At 61.6% G+C, this 18,389-nt stretch carries 17 protein-coding genes; 14 read left to right on the forward strand and 3 right to left on the reverse strand.

The features are described 5' to 3' along the window. The first annotated feature begins 117 nt into the window (after positions 1 to 117). The 10 genes from AC19YX_RS28895 to AC19YX_RS28940 all read left to right on the forward strand — a co-directional run bounded on the left by AC19YX_RS28895 (position 118) and on the right by AC19YX_RS28940 (position 13,549). Positions 118 to 1,512, forward strand: coding sequence for a polynucleotide adenylyltransferase PcnB (locus tag AC19YX_RS28895; protein WP_078471790.1), 1,395 nt, complete (start codon positions 118 to 120; stop codon positions 1,510 to 1,512). Between the two features lie 4 nt (positions 1,513 to 1,516). Beyond that, on the forward strand, positions 1,517 to 1,996 hold the full coding sequence (gene folK / locus AC19YX_RS28900; RefSeq protein ID WP_500607627.1) for a 2-amino-4-hydroxy-6-hydroxymethyldihydropteridine diphosphokinase: 480 nt from the start codon (positions 1,517 to 1,519) through the stop codon (positions 1,994 to 1,996). A 235-nt stretch (positions 1,997 to 2,231) separates the two neighbouring features. Beyond that, positions 2,232 to 3,032, forward strand: coding sequence for a 3-methyl-2-oxobutanoate hydroxymethyltransferase (gene panB, locus AC19YX_RS28905; RefSeq protein WP_078471788.1), 801 nt, complete (start codon positions 2,232 to 2,234; stop codon positions 3,030 to 3,032). Continuing rightward, positions 3,029 to 3,889: a pantoate--beta-alanine ligase gene (panC, locus tag AC19YX_RS28910; protein ID WP_078471786.1), complete on the forward strand. Its 861-nt coding sequence runs from the start codon at positions 3,029 to 3,031 to the stop codon at positions 3,887 to 3,889. The genes panB and panC overlap by 4 nt, the downstream gene beginning before the upstream one ends. Before the next feature lie 105 nt (positions 3,890 to 3,994). Beyond that, on the forward strand, positions 3,995 to 4,375 hold the full coding sequence (gene panD / locus AC19YX_RS28915) for an aspartate 1-decarboxylase (RefSeq protein ID WP_020296487.1): 381 nt from the start codon (positions 3,995 to 3,997) through the stop codon (positions 4,373 to 4,375). A gap of 241 nt (positions 4,376 to 4,616) precedes the next feature. Next, positions 4,617 to 6,281, forward strand: coding sequence for a glucose-6-phosphate isomerase (gene pgi / locus AC19YX_RS28920; protein ID WP_078471785.1), 1,665 nt, complete (start codon positions 4,617 to 4,619; stop codon positions 6,279 to 6,281). Positions 6,282 to 6,499: 218 nt separating this feature from the next. Further along, positions 6,500 to 8,437: an acetate--CoA ligase gene (gene acs / locus AC19YX_RS28925; RefSeq protein ID WP_500607628.1), complete on the forward strand. Its 1,938-nt coding sequence runs from the start codon at positions 6,500 to 6,502 to the stop codon at positions 8,435 to 8,437. 51 nt (positions 8,438 to 8,488) lie between these two features. After that, complete coding sequence (locus AC19YX_RS28930; RefSeq protein ID WP_500607629.1) at positions 8,489 to 9,355, forward strand: oxygenase MpaB family protein; 867 nt, start codon at positions 8,489 to 8,491, stop codon at positions 9,353 to 9,355. Between the two features lie 147 nt (positions 9,356 to 9,502). After that, positions 9,503 to 10,519 carry a class I SAM-dependent rRNA methyltransferase gene (locus tag AC19YX_RS28935; protein ID WP_500607630.1) on the forward strand — a complete coding sequence of 339 codons (1,017 nt, stop codon included), beginning with the start codon at positions 9,503 to 9,505 and terminating at the stop codon, positions 10,517 to 10,519. A 108-nt stretch (positions 10,520 to 10,627) separates the two neighbouring features. Continuing rightward, positions 10,628 to 13,549 carry a DUF748 domain-containing protein gene (locus tag AC19YX_RS28940; protein ID WP_078471781.1) on the forward strand — a complete coding sequence of 974 codons (2,922 nt, stop codon included), beginning with the start codon at positions 10,628 to 10,630 and terminating at the stop codon, positions 13,547 to 13,549. A 184-nt stretch (positions 13,550 to 13,733) separates the two neighbouring features. Here the strand turns inward: AC19YX_RS28940 and AC19YX_RS28945 are convergent, their stop codons facing one another. Together AC19YX_RS28945 and AC19YX_RS28950 are read right to left on the reverse strand one after the other, a co-directional pair. Further along, entirely contained in the window at positions 13,734 to 14,090 is a 357-nt protein-coding gene (locus AC19YX_RS28945; RefSeq protein ID WP_078471780.1) for a BON domain-containing protein, read from the reverse strand. 331 nt (positions 14,091 to 14,421) lie between these two features. Further along, on the reverse strand, positions 14,422 to 14,838 hold the full coding sequence (locus AC19YX_RS28950) for a pilin (protein WP_020296480.1): 417 nt from the start codon (positions 14,836 to 14,838) through the stop codon (positions 14,422 to 14,424). Between the two features lie 347 nt (positions 14,839 to 15,185). Here AC19YX_RS28950 and AC19YX_RS28955 point away from each other — a divergent pair, with 347 nt between their 5' ends. Genes AC19YX_RS28955 through yacG form a run of 4 tightly spaced genes read left to right on the forward strand, consistent with a single transcriptional unit; the run spans position 15,186 to position 18,098 of the window. After that, positions 15,186 to 16,403, forward strand: coding sequence for a type II secretion system F family protein (locus AC19YX_RS28955; RefSeq protein WP_500607631.1), 1,218 nt, complete (start codon positions 15,186 to 15,188; stop codon positions 16,401 to 16,403). Between the two features lie 2 nt (positions 16,404 to 16,405). Then, positions 16,406 to 17,278 (forward strand): prepilin peptidase, encoded by an 873-nt coding sequence (locus AC19YX_RS28960; RefSeq protein ID WP_201128034.1) that lies wholly within the window; start codon positions 16,406 to 16,408, stop codon positions 17,276 to 17,278. Further along, the gene (coaE, locus tag AC19YX_RS28965; protein WP_078471777.1) at positions 17,275 to 17,898 is read left to right on the forward strand and encodes a dephospho-CoA kinase; all 624 of its coding nucleotides are present in this window, start codon (positions 17,275 to 17,277) and stop codon (positions 17,896 to 17,898) included. Before AC19YX_RS28960 ends, coaE begins: the two co-directional genes overlap by 4 nt. Next, positions 17,895 to 18,098 carry a DNA gyrase inhibitor YacG gene (yacG, locus tag AC19YX_RS28970; protein ID WP_020296476.1) on the forward strand — a complete coding sequence of 68 codons (204 nt, stop codon included), beginning with the start codon at positions 17,895 to 17,897 and terminating at the stop codon, positions 18,096 to 18,098. The genes coaE and yacG overlap by 4 nt, the downstream gene beginning before the upstream one ends. Before the next feature lie 17 nt (positions 18,099 to 18,115). Here the strand turns inward: yacG and AC19YX_RS28975 are convergent, their stop codons facing one another. Next, entirely contained in the window at positions 18,116 to 18,331 is a 216-nt protein-coding gene (locus AC19YX_RS28975; protein ID WP_020296475.1) for a hypothetical protein, read from the reverse strand. Positions 18,332 to 18,389 lie beyond the last annotated feature (58 nt).

The raw sequence follows: 18,389 nt of genomic DNA on the forward strand, positions 1-18,389 counted from the left end.
GGCTTTCAGCTCAAAACTCCGCCGTCCTACACCATCCCCCGACTAAATGCTAGAATCCCGGCCCATCATGCGGTCATTCTTCGTTATGGCCGAACATTCCTTCAAACAGTGCATCCCATGCTGAAGAAGTTGTTCCAGTCATTCCGTTCGCCCAAGCGTCATACGCAACACATCCGTAGCACGCCTGAAGTGCTCAACAGCAGCCAACATTCGCTGCAACGCGCCCAGTTCAGCCGCTATGCGGTGAACATCGTCGAACGCCTGCAGAACGCTGGCTATCAGGCGTACCTGGTAGGTGGTTGCGTGCGCGACATGCTGCTCAATATCACGCCCAAGGATTTCGACGTCGCCACCAGCGCCACACCGGAACAGGTGCGGGCAGAGTTTCGTAACGCGCGCATCATCGGTCGCCGTTTCAAACTGGTGCATATCCATTTTGGTCGCGAAATCATCGAGGTCGCGACCTTCCGCGCCAACCACCCGCAGAACGACGAAGAGGAAGACAGCAATCAGTCCTCGCGTAATGAAAGCGGGCGGATCCTGCGCGACAACGTCTACGGCACCCTCGAAGAAGATGCCCAACGCCGCGACTTCACCATCAACGCCCTGTATTACGATCCGGTCAGTGAGCGCATTCTCGATTACGCCAATGGCGTGCACGACATCCGCAATCATCTGATCCGCCTGATCGGCGACCCTCAGCAACGCTACCAGGAAGACCCGGTGCGGATGCTGCGGGCCGTGCGCTTCGCAGCCAAGCTGGATTTCGGCATCGAGAAGCACACCGCCGCACCGATTCGCGACCTGGCCCCGATGCTGCGGGAGATCCCGTCGGCACGCCTGTTCGAGGAAGTGCTCAAGCTGTTCCTCTCGGGCCACGCAGCAGACACCTTTGAGATGCTGGTGGACCTGCAACTGTTCGATCCGTTGTTCCCGGCCAGCGCCGAGGCCCTGGAGTACAACCCGACTTATACCCATACCCTGATCAGCGAAGCCCTGGCCAATACCGATCTGCGCATCAAGCAGAACAAACCGGTGACCCCGGCCTTCCTCTTCGCCGCCCTGCTCTGGCCGGCCCTTCCTGCCCGTGTGTTGCGCCTGCAGGAACGCGGTATGCCGCCAATTCCGGCGATGCAGGAAGCGGCCCATGAGCTGATCGCCGAACAGTGCCAGCGCATAGCAATTCCGAAACGCTTCACCATGCCGATCCGCGAGATCTGGGACATGCAGGAGCGCCTGCCACGTCGTAGCGGCAAGCGCGCCGACCAGTTACTGGACAACCCGCGTTTTCGTGCCGGCTATGACTTCCTGCTGCTGCGTGAGAGCGCAGGTGAGCAGACCGATGGCCTGGGCGAGTGGTGGACTGATTATCAGGATGCCAACGATGCCGAACGCCGCGACATGATCCGCGACCTCAGCGGCAAGGATGACAGTGCCAGCGGCGCTCCACGTAAACGCCGCCGCAGCAGCGGCGCCAAGCGCAAACGCAGCGCGGGGCCATCCGGCGAGTAAGTTGATGGAGCGCATCTACATCGGCATGGGCAGCAATCTGGCTGCCCCGACGCATCAACTGCGCAGCGCGGCTGATGCCCTGGCGCAGCTGCCCGAGACCGAGTGGGTGGGCGTGTCGTCTTTCTATCAGAGCGACTCCCTGCTGCCCGGCCAACCGCGCTACACCAACGCAGTCGCGGCGCTTGATAGCCGCCTGCCCCCTCTGGCTTTGCTGGATGCGCTGCAAGCCATCGAAAACAGCCAGGGCCGGAAGCGCAACGAGCGCTGGGGCCCGCGCACCCTTGATCTGGATATCCTGCTGTTCGGTGACCGCCTGATCGACGAGCCACGGCTCAAGGTCCCGCATTACCACATGCACGCCCGGGCCTTTGTCCTCTACCCCCTGGCGGAACTGGCTCCGGAAAACCTGCAACTGGCCGACGGCCGTACCCTGCGCGAACTCCTCGCGGCCTGCCCTTTTGTCGGGCTGGAACGGCTGGCCTGACAGCTGAAACGCATCAGTAACCGCGGTAACACCCGCGGCGTAACAATGCGGTAACACATCCAATTGACTTCCCGAGTTCTCCTCACGACTATAGGCGTCCCGTTGCCGCCAACCTGGCGTTAAAGGGCGCAATCCAGGCCTTATAAGCACGACAAAAGACCGTGCGCCTGAATAAACGAAGAATCACGCGCGTTACTCGCAGTAGTTTCCAAAGCGCCTGAATGAGGACCTTTTGATGCCGGATATCACCCTGACCACCCTGCAAAACCTCAAGCAGAAAGGCGAGAAGATCGCCATGTTGACCTGCTATGACGCCACCTTCGCCCACACCTGCTGCGAAGCGGGCGTCGACGTTCTGCTGGTGGGCGACTCCCTCGGCATGGTCTTGCAAGGGCACGACAGCACCCTCCCCGTTACCACCGCCGAAATGGCCTACCACGTGGCTTCGGTCAAACGCGGTAACAGTGGCGCGCTGATCCTCGCCGACCTGCCCTTCATGGCCTATGCCACCACCGAACAGGCCCTCAACAACAGCGCCCAGCTGATGCAGGCCGGTGCGCACATGGTCAAGGTCGAAGGTGCACTGTGGCTGGCGGATTCGATTCGCCTGCTGGCCGAGCGCGGCATTCCGGTGTGCGCGCACATGGGCCTGACCCCACAGTCGGTGAATATCCTTGGTGGGTACAAGGTCCAGGGCCGCAACGAGAACCAGGCCCGGCAGATGCGCGCGGATGCCATCGCCCTGGAGCAGGCGGGGGCAGCGATGCTGCTGCTCGAATGCGTGCCCAGCGAGCTGGCCACTGAAATCACCCAGGCGGTGAAAATCCCGGTGATCGGCATCGGCGCCGGGAGCGCCACCGACGGCCAGGTTCTGGTGATCCACGACATGCTCGGGCTGTCACTGAGCGGCCGTGCGCCCAAGTTCGTGAAGAACTTCATGGCCGGCCAGGACAGCATCCAGTCCGCCCTGGCCGCCTACGTCAATGAAGTCAAAGCCGGGACTTTCCCGGGCGCTGAACACGGATTCTCTGCATGAATACTGTTAAAACTGTGCGCGAGCTGCGCGCGGCGGTGGCTCGCGCCCGTAGCGAAGGCAAACGTATCGGTCTGGTCCCGACCATGGGCAACCTGCACAGCGGCCATGCCGCACTGGTGACCAAGGCGGCGCAGCGAGTAGATTTCGTGGTGGCGAGCATTTTCGTCAACCCGCTGCAATTCGGCGCGGGCGAAGACCTCGACAAGTACCCTCGGACCCTGGCCGCCGACCAGGAAAAACTGCTGCAAGCCGGCTGCCACCTGCTCTTCGCCCCCAGCGTTGAAGAGGTGTACCCGGAGGGCATGAGCGGCCAGACCCGAGTCAGCGTCCCTCAGCTTTCCGAAGGCCTGTGCGGCGCCAGCCGTCCCGGGCATTTCGAGGGCGTGGCGACCGTGGTCTGCAAGCTGTTCAACATGGTGCAGCCGGACCTCGCGGTGTTTGGCCAGAAGGACTTTCAGCAACTGGCGGTCATTCGTGCCCTGGTCCAGGACCTGAACATGCCGATCCAGATTATCGGCGAGCCGACCGTACGGGCCGCCGACGGCCTGGCCTTGTCTTCGCGCAACGGCTACCTCGACGAGCAACAACGCGCCATCGCGCCGGCGCTGTACCGCAGCCTGAGCCAGATCGCCCAGGCGATCGAGCAGGGCGAACGGGATTATCCCAAGCTGCTGGGCGAACAACGCCAGCAACTGGAAGCGGCCGGTCTACGTCCCGATTACCTGGAGATCCGCCACGCCACGAACCTGCGCCTGGCCACGGCAGATGACCGCGACCTGGTGATTCTGGCGGCCGCGTATCTGGGCGCCACACGCCTGATCGATAACCTTCATCTGAACCTCGACGCCACGGCATAAAAGCCTGATTGCCCGAAGCAGGACCTTCGGGCAAACTGCCGCCGCCAGGGGCCCGCAGCCACTATTGCCGCGCCCCGCCCGAGGATCTGACAAGGGATACACCCCATGCACGCCATCATGCTCAAGGCCAAGCTGCATCGCGCCGAAGTCACCCACGCTGTGCTCGATTACGAAGGCTCTTGCGCCATCGATGGCGAATGGCTGGACCTGTCTGGCATCCGTGAGTACGAACAGATCCAGATCTACAACGTCGACAATGGCGAACGTTTCACCACCTACGCCATTCGCGGCGAGCCCGGTTCGCGCATGATCTCGGTCAACGGCGCCGCAGCGCACAAGGCCAAGGTCGGCGATCGGGTGATCATCTGCGCCTATGCCCACTACAGCGAAGCCGAGCTGCTCAACTTCCAGCCGCGCATGCTGTACATGGCCCCCGGCAACGAGCTGAGCCACACCAGCAATGCCATCCCGGTTCAGGTCGCCTGAAACCACTCTTTTCTAACAATCCACACCCCTTTGTTGCACCCGCCGTGCGCGCCGGTATAAAAAAGTACCGGCCACAGGTCAGACAAAGCCAAGACAGATCAACACGCGAGGGTTACTGTAATTGCCCCGCGCCATTTATCGTGTTGACGCAGGGTCGACCGAACGAGGCCTGTCATCCAACAGGACGTTCCGGGCTTTTCAGTGTCCAAAAGGCAGTTCAAGCAAAAGGAAAACCGCAGCGATGGCGTATTACCGCACCCCTCATGACGTTACCGCTCTGCCCGCCTGGCAGGCGTTGAATGACCACCGCCAAGCCATGCAGGATTTCAGCATGCGCGAAGCCTTCAATGCCGACCCGCAGCGCTTTCATCATTTCAGCCTGAGCAGCTGTGGGCTTTTTCTCGATTATTCGAAAAACCTGATCAACAGCGAAACCCGCGACCTGCTGGTGGGCCTGGCTGACGAAGTCGGCCTGCAGGACGCGATCAGGGCGCTGTTCAATGGCGAGTTGGTCAACTCTTCCGAAGGGCGCCCGGCCCTGCATACCGCCCTGCGCCGCCCGGTAGGCGACAAACTGTCGGTCAATGGCGTCAACGTGATGCCTGACGTGCACAAGGTGCTGAATCAGATCACCGACCTGGTGGGTCGCATTCACGACGGCCTGTGGCGTGGCTACACCGAAAAACCGATCACCGACGTGGTGAACATCGGTATCGGTGGCTCGTTCCTGGGCCCGGAACTGGTTTCCGAAGCCCTGCTGTCCTATGCCCAAAAAGGCGTGCGCTGCCATTACCTGGCGAACATCGACGGCAGTGAGTTCCATGAGCTGACCCTCAAGCTGCGCGCCGAGACCACGCTGTTCATCGTCTCGTCGAAATCCTTCAATACCCTGGAAACCCTGAAAAACGCCCAGGCCGCACGCGCCTGGTACCTGGCCCAGGGTGGTTCGGAAGCCGAGCTGTATCGGCACTTCATTGCGGTTTCCAGCAACAACGCCGCTGCCGTGGCGTTCGGTATCCGCGAAGAAAACATCTTCCCGATGTGGGATTGGGTCGGCGGCCGCTATTCGCTGTGGTCGGCCATCGGGTTGCCGATCGCCCTGGCCATCGGCATGTCGAACTTCAAGGAACTGCTGTCCGGTGCCTACACCATGGACCAGCATTTCCAGAGCGCGCCATTCGAACAGAACATGCCGGTACTGCTGGCGTTGCTGGGCGTCTGGTACGGCAACTTCTGGGGCGCGCAGAGCCACGCGATCCTGCCGTACGACCACTACCTGCGTAACATCACCAAGCACTTGCAGCAGTTGGACATGGAGTCCAACGGCAAGAGCGTGCGCCAGGACGGTACCCCGGTGTCCACTGATACCGGCCCGGTCATCTGGGGCGGCGTCGGCTGCAACGGTCAGCACGCTTACCACCAGTTGCTGCACCAAGGCACCCAACTGATTCCGGCCGACTTCATCGTGCCGATCGTCAGCTTCAACCCGGTCTCCGACCACCACCAGTGGCTGTACGCCAACTGCCTGTCGCAAAGCCAGGCGCTGATGCTGGGCAAGACCCGCGCCGAAGCCGAAACCGAACTGCGCGACAAAGGCCTGAGCGAAGACGAAGTGCAGAAGCTTGCGCCGCACAAGGTGATTCCGGGCAACCGCCCAAGCAACACCCTGGTGGTCGAGCGCATCAGCCCGCGTCGCCTGGGCGCACTGGTGGCGCTGTATGAACACAAGGTGTTCGTGCAGAGCGTCGTGTGGGGCATCAACGCCTTCGACCAATGGGGCGTGGAGCTGGGCAAGGAGCTGGGTAAAGGCGTCTACAACCGCCTGGTTGGCAGCGAGGAAACACCGGCTGACGATGCCTCCACTCAGGGTTTGATCAACTACTTCCGCGGTCGCCACCGCGGCTGACGGGTTGTTCGGCGTGGCCTGTTCAACGGGCCACGCTTTCACCTCCTGTAACAAAGGCAACGGCCAACCGGCGATGCACCCGCAAGCCGCGCACGGCCTAACCTGCTGCGACCCAGGCCAACCCCGCCTCGACCTCGACGGCGGGCCTGCCTCTTGAACCCTCCCCCCGCTCGGCGCATCTTTATTACTTGTCGCAAAAACAAGAATAAGGAACCGTCATGTTCGATATCAGCACGTTCCCCAAAGCCGATGCCGTCCGCCGGGTAGCACAACTGAGCCAGGACGATTACCAGCGCCTGTACCGACAATCCATCGAACATCCCAGCGTCTTCTGGGCCGACCAGGCCACACGTTTTCTCGACTGGAGCAAACCGTGGCAGACCGTCCAGCGCTATGACCTGAAAACCGGTTCCGCCAGCTGGTTTGCCGGTGCCGAGCTGAACGTCAGCTACAACTGCATCGACCGTCACCTGGAACAGCGCGGCGATCAGGTGGCCATTCTCTGGGAAGGCGACGATCCGGCCGAGTCGCTGCAGATCACCTATAAAAAGCTCCACCACTACGTGTGTCGCCTGGCCAACGTGCTGAAAAGCCGTGGCGTGAAGAAGGGCGACCGGGTGTGCATCTACATGCCGATGATTCCCGAAGCCGCTTACGCCATGCTCGCCTGCACGCGAATCGGCGCCGTGCACTCGGTGGTCTTTGGTGGCTTCTCCCCGGATGCCTTGCGCGACCGGATTCTGGATGCGGATTGCCGCACCGTCATCACCGCCGATGAAGGCGTGCGCGGCGGCAAGTTCGTACCGCTCAAAAACAACGTCGACCAAGCCCTGCTCAACTGCCCCGGAGTCAGTACCGTCGTGGTGGTCGAGCGCACGCAAAACCCGGTGAACTGGGTCGAAGGCCGCGACCTCTGGTATCACCAGGCCCTGCGCAGCGTCAACGATGACTGCCCGCCAGAGCCCATGGACGCCGAAGACCCGCTGTTTATCCTCTATACCTCGGGCAGCACCGGCAAACCCAAGGGCGTGCTGCATACCACCGGCGGTTACCTGCTGCAGGCGGCCATGACTTTCAAGTACGTGCTCGACTACCGCGACGGCGAAGTCTTCTGGTGCACTGCGGATGTCGGCTGGGTCACCGGCCACAGCTACATCGTCTACGGCCCGCTGGCCAATGGCGCCACGACCCTGATCTTCGAGGGCGTGCCCAGCTACCCGAGCAGCTCGCGGTTCTGGGAGGTCATCGACAAACACCAGGTGAATATTTTCTACACCGCGCCAACCGCTCTGCGGGCCTTGATGCGCGAAGGCCCCGAACCCTTGCAGCAGACCTCGCGCAGCAGCCTGCGCCTGCTTGGCAGCGTCGGCGAACCGATCAACCCGGAAGCCTGGGAGTGGTATTTCAATGTGGTGGGCGAGCAACGCTGCCCGATCGTCGATACCTGGTGGCAGACCGAGACCGGCGGGATCATGCTCAGCCCCCTGGTCAGCGCAACCCGGATCAAGCCCGGCTGCGCCACCCAACCCATGTTTGGCGTACAACCCGTGCTGCTGGACGAACAGGGCAAGGAAATCACCGGCGCCGGCAGCGGCGTGCTGGCCATCAAAGCCAGCTGGCCTGGGCAGATCCGCAGCGTCTATGGCGATCCGCAGCGCATGGTCGACACCTATTTCAAACCTTACCCCGGCTACTACTTCACCGGTGACGGCGCACGCCGCGACGAGGACGGCGATTACTGGATCACCGGGCGCATCGATGACGTGATCAATGTCTCCGGCCATCGCATCGGCACCGCTGAGGTCGAGAGCGCGCTGGTGCTGCATGACAGCGTTGCCGAAGCCGCCGTGGTCGGTTACCCCCATGACCTCAAGGGCCAGGGCATCTATGCCTTCGTCACCCCAATGAACGGGGTCGAAGCCAACGATGACCTGAAGAAACAACTGCTGGCCCTGGTCAGCAAGGAAATCGGCAGCTTCGCCAAGCCGGAACTGCTGCAATGGGCGCCGGCCTTGCCGAAAACCCGGTCGGGCAAGATCATGCGGCGTATCCTGCGCAAGATCGCCTGCAACGAGCTGGACAGCCTGGGCGACACCTCGACCCTGGCCGACCCCAGCGTGGTCGAGGGGCTGATCGACAAACGCCTGAACCTCTGAATCGGCGCGGCCCAGGCCGCGCTTCTCTCATGAAGACATCACCGAGCTGTCATGGAATTCATTCGTAGCCGCATCGAAAACCAAGTCATGAGCCTGTCCGGCCTGTCGCTGGGCAAACTCGACCTGGAAAACCCCAAGGGAGACCCGGGCCTGTTCGGCCCGGACTCGGTCAGTTGGCAAGTGCATGGCGATTTCAGCAGCATGCTGATCGGCGGCATCAGTGCCCTGTTGATGCAGGCTCTGCACCCGCTGGCCCTGGCCGGGGTCTGGGACCATTCAAACTTTCGCCAGGACATGCTCGGCCGCCTGCGCCGCACCGGCCAGTTCATTTCCGGCACCACCTTCGGTTCGCGCCTGGATGCTGAATGGCTGATCGACAAGGTGCGCACCATTCACCTGCAGGTGGTGGGCACCGCGCCCGACGGCCGCCCCTACGCCGCCAGCGACCCTGACCTGCTGACCTGGGTGCATGTGGCTGAAGTTAGCAGCTTCCTCGCGGCCCACTTGCGCTACCGCAACCCGAACTTGTCACCCGCCGATCAAGACCGGTATTACGCCGAGATCGCGCTGGTTGCCGAACGCCTCGGCGCCCGCGATATCCCGCGCTCGCGCCGGGAGGTCGGCGATTACCTGGCCCGCATGCAACCGCAGTTGTTGTGTGACGAACGCAGTCGAGAAGTGCTGCGGCTGTTGCTGGCGGCCCCCGCTCCCAGCCGTCTGGCCAAGCCTTTTGGCGCACTGATGATGAAGGCCGGAATCGATCTGCTGCCGGACTGGGCCAGTGCGATGCTCGACGTCAGCCAGAACCCGCTGCAACGCCAATTGATCCGCGCCAGCGTCAACCGCAGTGCGCCCATGCTGCGCTGGGCGGTGCGTAATGGCTCGGTACAACGGGCGAAACGGCGCATGGGGCTGTAAGACCGAAGCAGTAAAGGACGCAGAAACTGATGGGTTGCCCGGGGGCGGTTGAATAGGTTGCGCTCCTAGGGCGCAGGCCAGCAGGAACAAGCCCTCTGGCGACATAGCTGGTAAACTGCCGCGCCCAATCATTCGCAAGGCGCCCGCATGTCTTCCTTGAAACAGGCGCTGCGCGCCGCCCTCGATCATCGCCAGGACCTGCTCGCCGAGTTGCATCAGCAAGGCACCGATTGCTATCGCCTGTTCCACGGCAGCCAGGAAGGGGCCGGCGGCCTGACCGTCGACCGCTATGGCCCGCAACTGCTGGTGCAGAGCTTTCACCAGAGCCTGGAACGCGACACGCTGCTGGAACTGCACCAGGCCATCAACCAACACCTGGGCCTGGACACCCTGCTGGTCTACAACGACCGCTCTCGGGGCAACTCGCGGATCGACCGCGAAGACACGGTGTATCGCGCCGATGAGGCCGCGCTGCAAGACCTGGTGGGCCATGAATGGGGCCTGAACTACCGGGTCCGCGGCCGACATGCGGGGCAGGATCCCCTGCTGTTTCTCGACCTGCGCAACGCCCGCGGCTGGGTCAAGGCACACAGCGCCGGAAAAAGCGTGCTCAACCTGTTTGCCTATACCTGTGGCGTCGGCCTGAGTGCCGCAGCCGGTGGCGCCCGCGAGGTCTGCAACCTGGACTTCGCCGAAGGCAACCTGGCGGTGGGCCGGGAGAACGGTGCGCTGAACCCGCAGTTGCCGACCATGGAGTTCGTGCAGTCCGATTATTTCCCGGCCATTCGCCAATTGGCCGGACTGCCCATCAGCCAGCGTCGCGGGCAGAAACTGCCCAGTTATCCGCGCCTGGAACAGCGTCAATACGACCTGGTATTGCTCGACCCACCCGCCTGGGCCAAGAGCGCCTTCGGCACCGTCGACCTGTTGCGCGATTACCAGAGCCTGCTGAAGCCGGCGTTGCTGGCCACCGCCGAGGATGGGGTGCTGATCTGCTGCAACAACCTGGCAAAGGTATCGATGGACGATTGGCGTGGACAGGTGCTGCGTTGCGCCGAAAAGGCCGGGCGCCCGGTGCGTGACTGCCAGGTACTGACCCCCGGCGCGGACTTCCCGTCGCAGGACCAACAGCCACCGCTCAAGACCCTGGTCCTGCAACTCTGACCCGGTAGCGGCAAATCTGAACAATCCTGTATCCACCGATTGTTTCGGAACCGGAAACGCGTGCCATACTCCAAGGCACTTCCGATATCAGATAGATGAAGCCCTCGCATGACCAAAGGATTGATTCGCGCTATCGGCGCCCTGTTGACTGCTCTTGCCCTTTACAGTCTGTTGGGCTTTCTGATCTTGCCGGGCATTGCCTTGCGGGTGGCCAATCAGCAACTCGCCAACTACGCCACCACCCCGGCCCATATCCAACGTATCGAATTCAATCCGTACAGCCTGGAGCTCACGCTCTGGGGGCTGAATATCGGTGCGCCAGGTAAAGAGCAGGTAGGCTTCGAACGCCTCTATCTGAACCTGCAACTGGACAGCCTGTGGACCCGCGCGCTGCATCTGGCGGATATCGAACTGGATAAACCCAAGACCGAGATCCTGTTCGACAAGGAAGGCAAACTCAATCTGCTGGGGCTGTTCAAGATCCCGGCCAGCGAACCGACCCCTGCCGATCCCGACGCCAAGCCGTTCCCACTGCGTATCGAGCGCATCAAGCTGGCGAGCGGTTATGTGCACTTCCAGGACCTGCGCCCGAGCGAGCCGATCGAGTTCCTGTACGACAAACTCGACTTCGAGTTGAAGAACCTCAGCACCCTGCCCGATGACAACGCCGACATGACCCTGGTCGCGGCCGGGCCCGAAGGCGGACAGATCGACTGGTCCGGTAACTTCAGCCTGATCCCGCTGACTTCCGAGGGCAACCTGAAGGTCACTGACGGCAAGATGAAAGTCTGGTGGCCCTACGTTCGCGACGCCGTACCGCTGGTTCTCGAGGACGGCATCCTCAACCTCAGCACGCACTACACGCTCAACCTGTCCAAGGAAACCGAGTTGCTGCTCAGCGATACTTCGCTGAGCGTCGCGCCCTTCGCCATCAAGGCCCCGGACGGCCGTCCCCTGGCCCGCCTGGAGCGCCTGGATGTCAGCGAAACCACGATAGACCTGGCCAAGCAGCAGGTGGTGGTCGGCAAGATTCGCAGCCAGAAGCTGGAAACCTGGGCCGCCCTCGAAGCCGATGGCCAGCTGGATTGGCAAAAACTGTTCGCCAGCCAACCGGCCAAACCGGCACCGGCCCCAGCGCCCGCGACTGCCGACACCCCCAAGGCGCAGCCGGCAGCACCGAGCAAACCCTGGCAGGTGTTGCTCAAGGATGTGCAACTGCGCAATTACCAGGTGCACCTCGCAGACCGTAAAGCCAAACCTGCGGTGGCCCTGGAAGTCGGTCCGCTGAACCTGGACCTGCAGAATTTCGACAGCCTCAACCAGTCGCCCTTTACCCTCAAGCTCGACAGCGGGCTGGGCAAACAGGGCAAGCTCCAAGCGAACGGCGAGGTCAACCTGAACCCGGTCACGGCCAAGCTCCAGGTGCAGACCCGGGATATCGACCTGCGGGTCGCGCAGTCCTATATCAGCCCATTCATTCGCCTGGAACTGCGCAGCGGCATGCTCGACAGCGACCTGGCGGTCAACCTGAAAAAAGTCGACCCGCTGACACTCGCCATCACCGGCCGCGCCGAAGTGAACCAGTTGCACACCCTCGACACCCTGAAAACCCGCGACTTCGTGAAGTGGCAAAAGGTCGTGGTCGAAGGTCTCAACTATCAACACGGCGACAGCCTGTCGATCGACAAGGTCAACCTGTACCAGCCTTATGCGCGGTTCATGATCAACGATGACCGCACCACCAACGTCGACGACTTGCTGATTCCGCAACCGGCCAACAGCGGCGCCAAGCCTGCTGCCAAACCCGCGCCAGGCAAGGACAAACCGCTGGGGATTCACATTGGTGCGATTGCCATCAATGACGGTTCGGCCAACTTTGCCGACTTCAGTCTGACGCCCAACTTCGCCACCGCGGTGCAACAACTCAACGGGCAGATCGGCACCATCGACAGTCGCCAGGCAAAACCGGCCAGTGTCGACGTCAAGGGCAAGGTCGATCGTTATGCGCCGGTCACCATCAAGGGCAGCGTCAACCCGTTCGACCCCATGGCCGCGCTGGATATCGCCACCAGCTTCAAACGCGTGGAGTTGACCACCCTCACCCCCTACTCGGGCAAGTTCGCCGGCTACCGCATCCGCAAGGGCCGACTCAACCTCGACCTGCACTACCTGATCACCAACGGCCAACTCAAGGCCGAGAACAAGGTGGTGGTCGAACAGCTGCAACTGGGTGAAAAAGTCGACAGCCCGGACGCGGTGAGCCTGCCGCTGAAACTGGCGATTGCCTTGCTCAAGGACGTCGATGGCAAGATTTCCATCGAGCTGCCCGTGACCGGCGACCTCAACAACCCACAGTTCAGTGTCATGCCGATTGTCTGGCAGACCCTGCGTAACCTGATCGTCAAGGCTGCCGCTGCGCCCTTCAAACTTATTGGCGGGCTGATCGCGGGTGGAGGTTCGGAGGACCTGGGCAGCGTGTCGTTCGCCCCTGGCTCAAGCGATCTGGGCAAGGATTCGGAAGCCGCGCTGGTAAAACTTGCCAACGCACTCAAGGAGCGTCCGGCCCTCCGCCTGGAGATCGAAGGCACTGCGGCGCAGAGCAGCGATGGCCCACTGCTGGCCCAGCAACGACTGGAACGGGAATACCAGTACAACTACTACAAGATGCTCCAGCGTCGTGGGGACAAGGTGCCCGCCCAAGCGTCGCTGCTGCAAGTACCCGACAGCGAGAAGAGCCCGCTCCTCGAAGGCATTTATCGCACTCGCCTCAAGACCCAGCCGCCGGCCGAGTGGAAGGACCTGGGCAAGGAAGAACGCAGCGCAAAAATGCGTGAAGCGGTGATCAAGTTCTGGAGTGGCAGCGATGTACTGTTGCGCCAACTGGGCCAGGAGCGCGCCAGCAGCATCAAGGACTTCCTGGTGGACAAGGGCCAACTGGCCGATGACCGCGTCTACTTCATCGACGCCAACCTCGGTGAAGCCGAAAGCGATGGCCGAGTCATCACCCCGATGCACCTGGATGCGGAATAACCCCTGACTGCGCCGCAGCCTGAAGGCCGCGGTCTTTTCCCGCCGCAATAGAACAGGCCCCGACACAAAGTGCCGGGGCCTGTAATGACCACATCCTTGTGGTCTTCCGCATGAACCTTCAGGAAGCGCCAGGCGTGTTACTCAGCTCGCCCTACACCTCATCTCCCAGTCCAGGCAAGAACTCTTACTGGGCTTTCAGGCCGTCAGCGGAAACCGCTTTAACGCCTTTGATTTTCTTGGTGATGGCAACAGCGGTGGCTTTCTGCGCATCGGTCACCGCGACGGTGGACGACAGCGACACTACACCTTTGTTGGTTTCGACTTTGATGTCGGTGCCTGGGATGCCTTTTTCGGTAACCAGGTCGCTTTTAACTTTGGTGGTGATCCAGGTATCGGAGGTAGCTTCTTTAGCCTTGGTCACTTCACCGGCAGCCACAACCATCGGTGCCTGGGTGTTTTGAGTGGTCTGCGCAAATGCTGCGTTGGCCATGGTCAGGGTCAGAGCGGTAGCAGTTGCGGCAGCGATAGCGAACTTCTTCATACGAGTAACTCCTGTTTTTCTGGAAAGCCTGCGCCGTGTCCTGGCAACAGGGTTACCAGAGATATTGCAGGCGCTGTGCCAACTTCTGACAACAGATAAACCCCTTATAAAACAACAAGTTATAAAAACAGTAAAAATCCGGAATCATGCAATTTGCATGACACCCTGCAGATCTGCGTGCAAGTTGCGGTTTCTTGCTCAACCTTAACCGTCTGAAATCGCGAAACTTTCCCTGCGCCCTGGATTCCGGCCGTATCTGAACCGGAAGACCGGCTTGGCGCGCCCCATGCCCCAGCGGGCGCGACATCCGCAGTTCGTTCCCGGCGTTACATCATGCGCCGCCGGCCGTGCAGCCCTTGGGCGCGTAGTCCGCCCCTACCGTGGTGTTGCACAGCCACCCGGACGTGTTGGTACGACTCAGGGTCAGGGTCTGGTTCAGCACCGGGCCCGGTGCGTTGAGGATGGTGCAGGCAATCACGCCCTCGCCACTGGCCGCCGTGCCGCTGGCGGTCATGCGGCAATTGGTGGTGAGGGCCGTACCGCCGACCAGTTCAAGGGTCGGGTCACTGCCCTGGTTGAGCTGATCTTCGAAATTGACCTTCAGCGCCGAGGCTTCGGCCAATGCCGCCACCACCTTGGCCCGAGCCTGGTATTTGGAATACAGCGGCAGGGCAAAGGTGGCCAGGATGCCGATGATGGCGACCACCACCAGCAATTCAATCAGGGTAAAGCCCTTCTGACTCTTCATGGACAAGCTCCAAGCATGAACGGGAATGTCATGACCTGAAGTGCTTGAAGCATGGCCTGTGCCAGCACCTGAAAGCCCGTAGATCAAGGCGTGCAGCGGGGATGGCCGATGGCTTTCATCACAAGGAGTCGCACAAACTGACAATTTTCGTCAGCCGCCAGCCTGGGGCCGAGGGTATTTGCTGGCTAGGCTTGCACAGGAAAACGGCCCAGGGAGGCGCCGTTCCCCAGCGCTCAGGAACATCTCGGGGCAATCACGATCTATCAGGCGGTCGGCGCGACCTTAAAGGCGTCACACCCATTGCCTGCGGCCCGGAATAGTCCAAAGGCGCCAGCAAGGACCGAACCATGGCGGTAAAAGCAGCAAGAGTCAGTGTCTACGCCTGGGAAGGCCGCGACCGAAACGGACGCAAGCTGAGCGGCGAGTTGACCGGACACAATCCGGCACTGATCAAGGCGCAATTGCGTCAGCAAGGAATCAACCCGGGGCGGGTGCGGAAAAAGCCAGTGGCGCTGCTCAGCAGCGGCAAAGCCATCGTTGCGCGGGATATCGTACTGTTCACCCGGCAGATGGCGACCATGATGAAAGCCGGGGTACCGCTGCTACAGTCGTTCGATATCATCGCCGAGGGCTTCGACAAGCCGCGCATGCGCAATCTGATCCACGCGCTCAAGCGTGAAATCGAAGCCGGCAACAGCTTTGCCGGGGCCCTGCGCAAACATCCCCGGCAGTTCGACGATCTGTATTGCAACCTGGTGGATGCCGGCGAGCAAGCCGGCGCCCTGGACACCCTGCTGGAACGGGTAGCCACCTACAAGGAAAAAAGCGAAAGCCTCAAGGCCAGGATCAAAAAGGCCATGACCTATCCCTTGGCGGTCATCTGCGTCGCCTTGATCGTCAGCGGCATTTTGCTGGTCAAGGTGGTGCCGCAATTTCAGTCGATGTTCGCCGGGCTGAATACCCAACTGCCGGCTTTTACCCAGGCCGTCATCGGGCTCTCGCAGTTTATGCAGGAGCGCTGGTGGCAAATGCTGCTGGCTGGTGCCCTTGCGTTGCTCGCGGCGCGCTACGGCTATCGGCGTTTCCAGGGACTGCGCGACTGGCTGGATGTCAGCCTGCTGAAGCTGCCACTGGCCGGGCCGCTGTTGTACAAGTCGGCGGTGGCGCGTTACGCCCGGACCCTGGCCACCACCTTTGCTGCCGGTGTGCCCCTGGTGCAGGCCCTGGATTCGGTAGCCGGCGCCACCGGCCACAGCCAGTTCAAAAAAGCGGTGCAGCAGGTCAAGGAGGATGTGGCCAGCGGCATGCAACTGAACTTCGCCATGCGCACCTGTGGAATGTTCCCTACTATGGCGATCCAGATGACGGCGATCGGCGAAGAATCCGGCGCCCTGGACTCCATGCTGGAAAAAGTGGCGACCTACTATGAAGCCGAGGTCGACAACTTGGTCGACACCCTCACCAGCCTCATGGAGCCCTTTATCATGGTGATCTTGGGCAGCATCGTCGGCGGCCTGGTGGTGGCCATGTACCTGCCCATCTTTCAACTCGGCACAGCGATCTGAGCATGTCTTTGACTGAAGTTCTGGCCATCTACCCATTGGCCTTCGTGTTATCCGCGCTGATTCTCGGGCTGCTGATCGGCAGCTTCCTCAATGTGCTGGTCTGGCGCCTGCCCAAAATGCTCCAGCGCGACTGGCAGGCCCAGGCCCATGAAGTGCTGGGTCTGCCCGAGCAGTCGCCAGCGCCGACCTATAACCTGCTGTTGCCGCACTCCCACTGCCCGCACTGCGCCCACCAGATCCGCGCCTGGGAGAACATCCCGCTGCTCAGCTACCTGCTGCTGCGCGGGCGTTGCTCACAGTGCGCAGCCAGGATCAGCCCACGCTATCCGCTTACCGAGCTGGCTTGCGGCCTGCTGTCGGCCTTTATTGCCTGGCATTTCGGGTTTGGCTGGCAGGCCGGTGTGGTGCTGCTGCTCACGTGGGGGCTGCTGACGCTGAGCCTGATCGACGCCGAGCATCAACTGCTGCCTGACGTGCTGGTATTGCCCCTGTTGTGGCTGGGGCTGATCGTCAACAGTTTCGGGCTGTTCGTCAGCCTGGACGATGCGCTGTGGGGCGCCGTGCTTGGTTATATGTGCCTGTGGTCGGTGTACTGGCTGTTCAAACTGCTGACCGGCAAGGACGGCATCGGCCATGGCGACTTCAAGCTGCTGGCCATGATTGGTGCATGGGGCGGCTGGCAGAGCCTGCCACTGACCATCATGCTGGCGTCGCTGGTGGGAGCCTTGGTGGGGGCGCTGATGCTGCGCTGGCGCAATGCGCAAACCTCGACCCCGATCCCCTTCGGGCCTTTTCTGGCAATTGCCGGCTGGATTGCCTTGCTCTGGGGTGGTCAAATAACCGACCTCTATTTGCAGTTTGTCGGGCTCCAATGACTAACCCTGTAACCAAACCCTGGATTCTTGGCCTCACCGGCGGCATCGGCAGTGGCAAAAGCGCTGCGGCGCAACATTTTATCGACCTGGGCATCCATGTCGTGGACGCCGATCACGCCGCTCGTTGGGTGGTGGAGCCCGGACGTCCGGCCCTGGCGCGCATCGCTGAACATTTCGGCGCAGGCGTGCTGCAGGCTGACGGCCAGTTGGACCGAGCCGCCCTGCGCAAGCTGATTTTTGAAGTCCCGGAGCAGCGACGCTGGCTCGAAGCCCTGCTGCACCCGTTGATCGCCGAGGAAATCGTCGTCCACTTGGCGCGTGCACAATCGCCCTATGCAATCCTGGTGTCGCCGCTGCTGATCGAGTCCGGCCAGGCGGCAATGACTCAGCGGGTGCTGGTGATCGATGTCCCGCAACAGCTGCAAATCGAGCGCACCCTGCAGCGCGACCAGATCAGCGAACAGCAGATCCAGGCGATTCTCAAGGCCCAGGCCAGCCGCGAAGAGCGTCTGCGCCATGCCGACGATGTGCTGGCCAACGACCGCGACCTTGCCTGGTTGCACAGTGAGGTCGAGCGCCTGCACCACTTTTATCTAACTTTGCGTGGAGGCCAGTCATGAGCCAACCCCTGACCGTAGAATGCCCAACCTGTGGCGCCCCCGTTGAATGGACCGCCGAGAACAGCAACCGGCCGTTCTGCTCGGACCGTTGCAAACTGATCGACCTGGGTGCCTGGGCGTCCGAAGAACACAAGATTCCGGTCAGCCCGGACGCCGAAGACGAATTGTTCTCCGAAGACCTGCCGCCCCGCGCCCACTGAACCCCGGCTGCATCGTTCTAAGGACGCATAAACCCGTAATCCTGCTGGTCGTCGAGGTTCTCCGCGAGAAACTGCAATTCGTCGGCCAGGTCCTCAATACTGCGTACGCTCTTGCTCTGCTGCACCACCGCGCTGAGCAGGGCGCGCAGGCTCAGGCCCGGCTCAAAGCCCTGCTCCTGGGCCTGCTCCAGATTCTTGCGCATTTCCTGCCTTGCCCATTCGTAGACACTCATGACCGTACTCCAGAAATTTTCCAGAGCATGAGACGGCGCCTGGCCGACGTAATTGATA

It is taken from the genome of Pseudomonas sp. MF09150 (genome assembly GCF_059862355.1).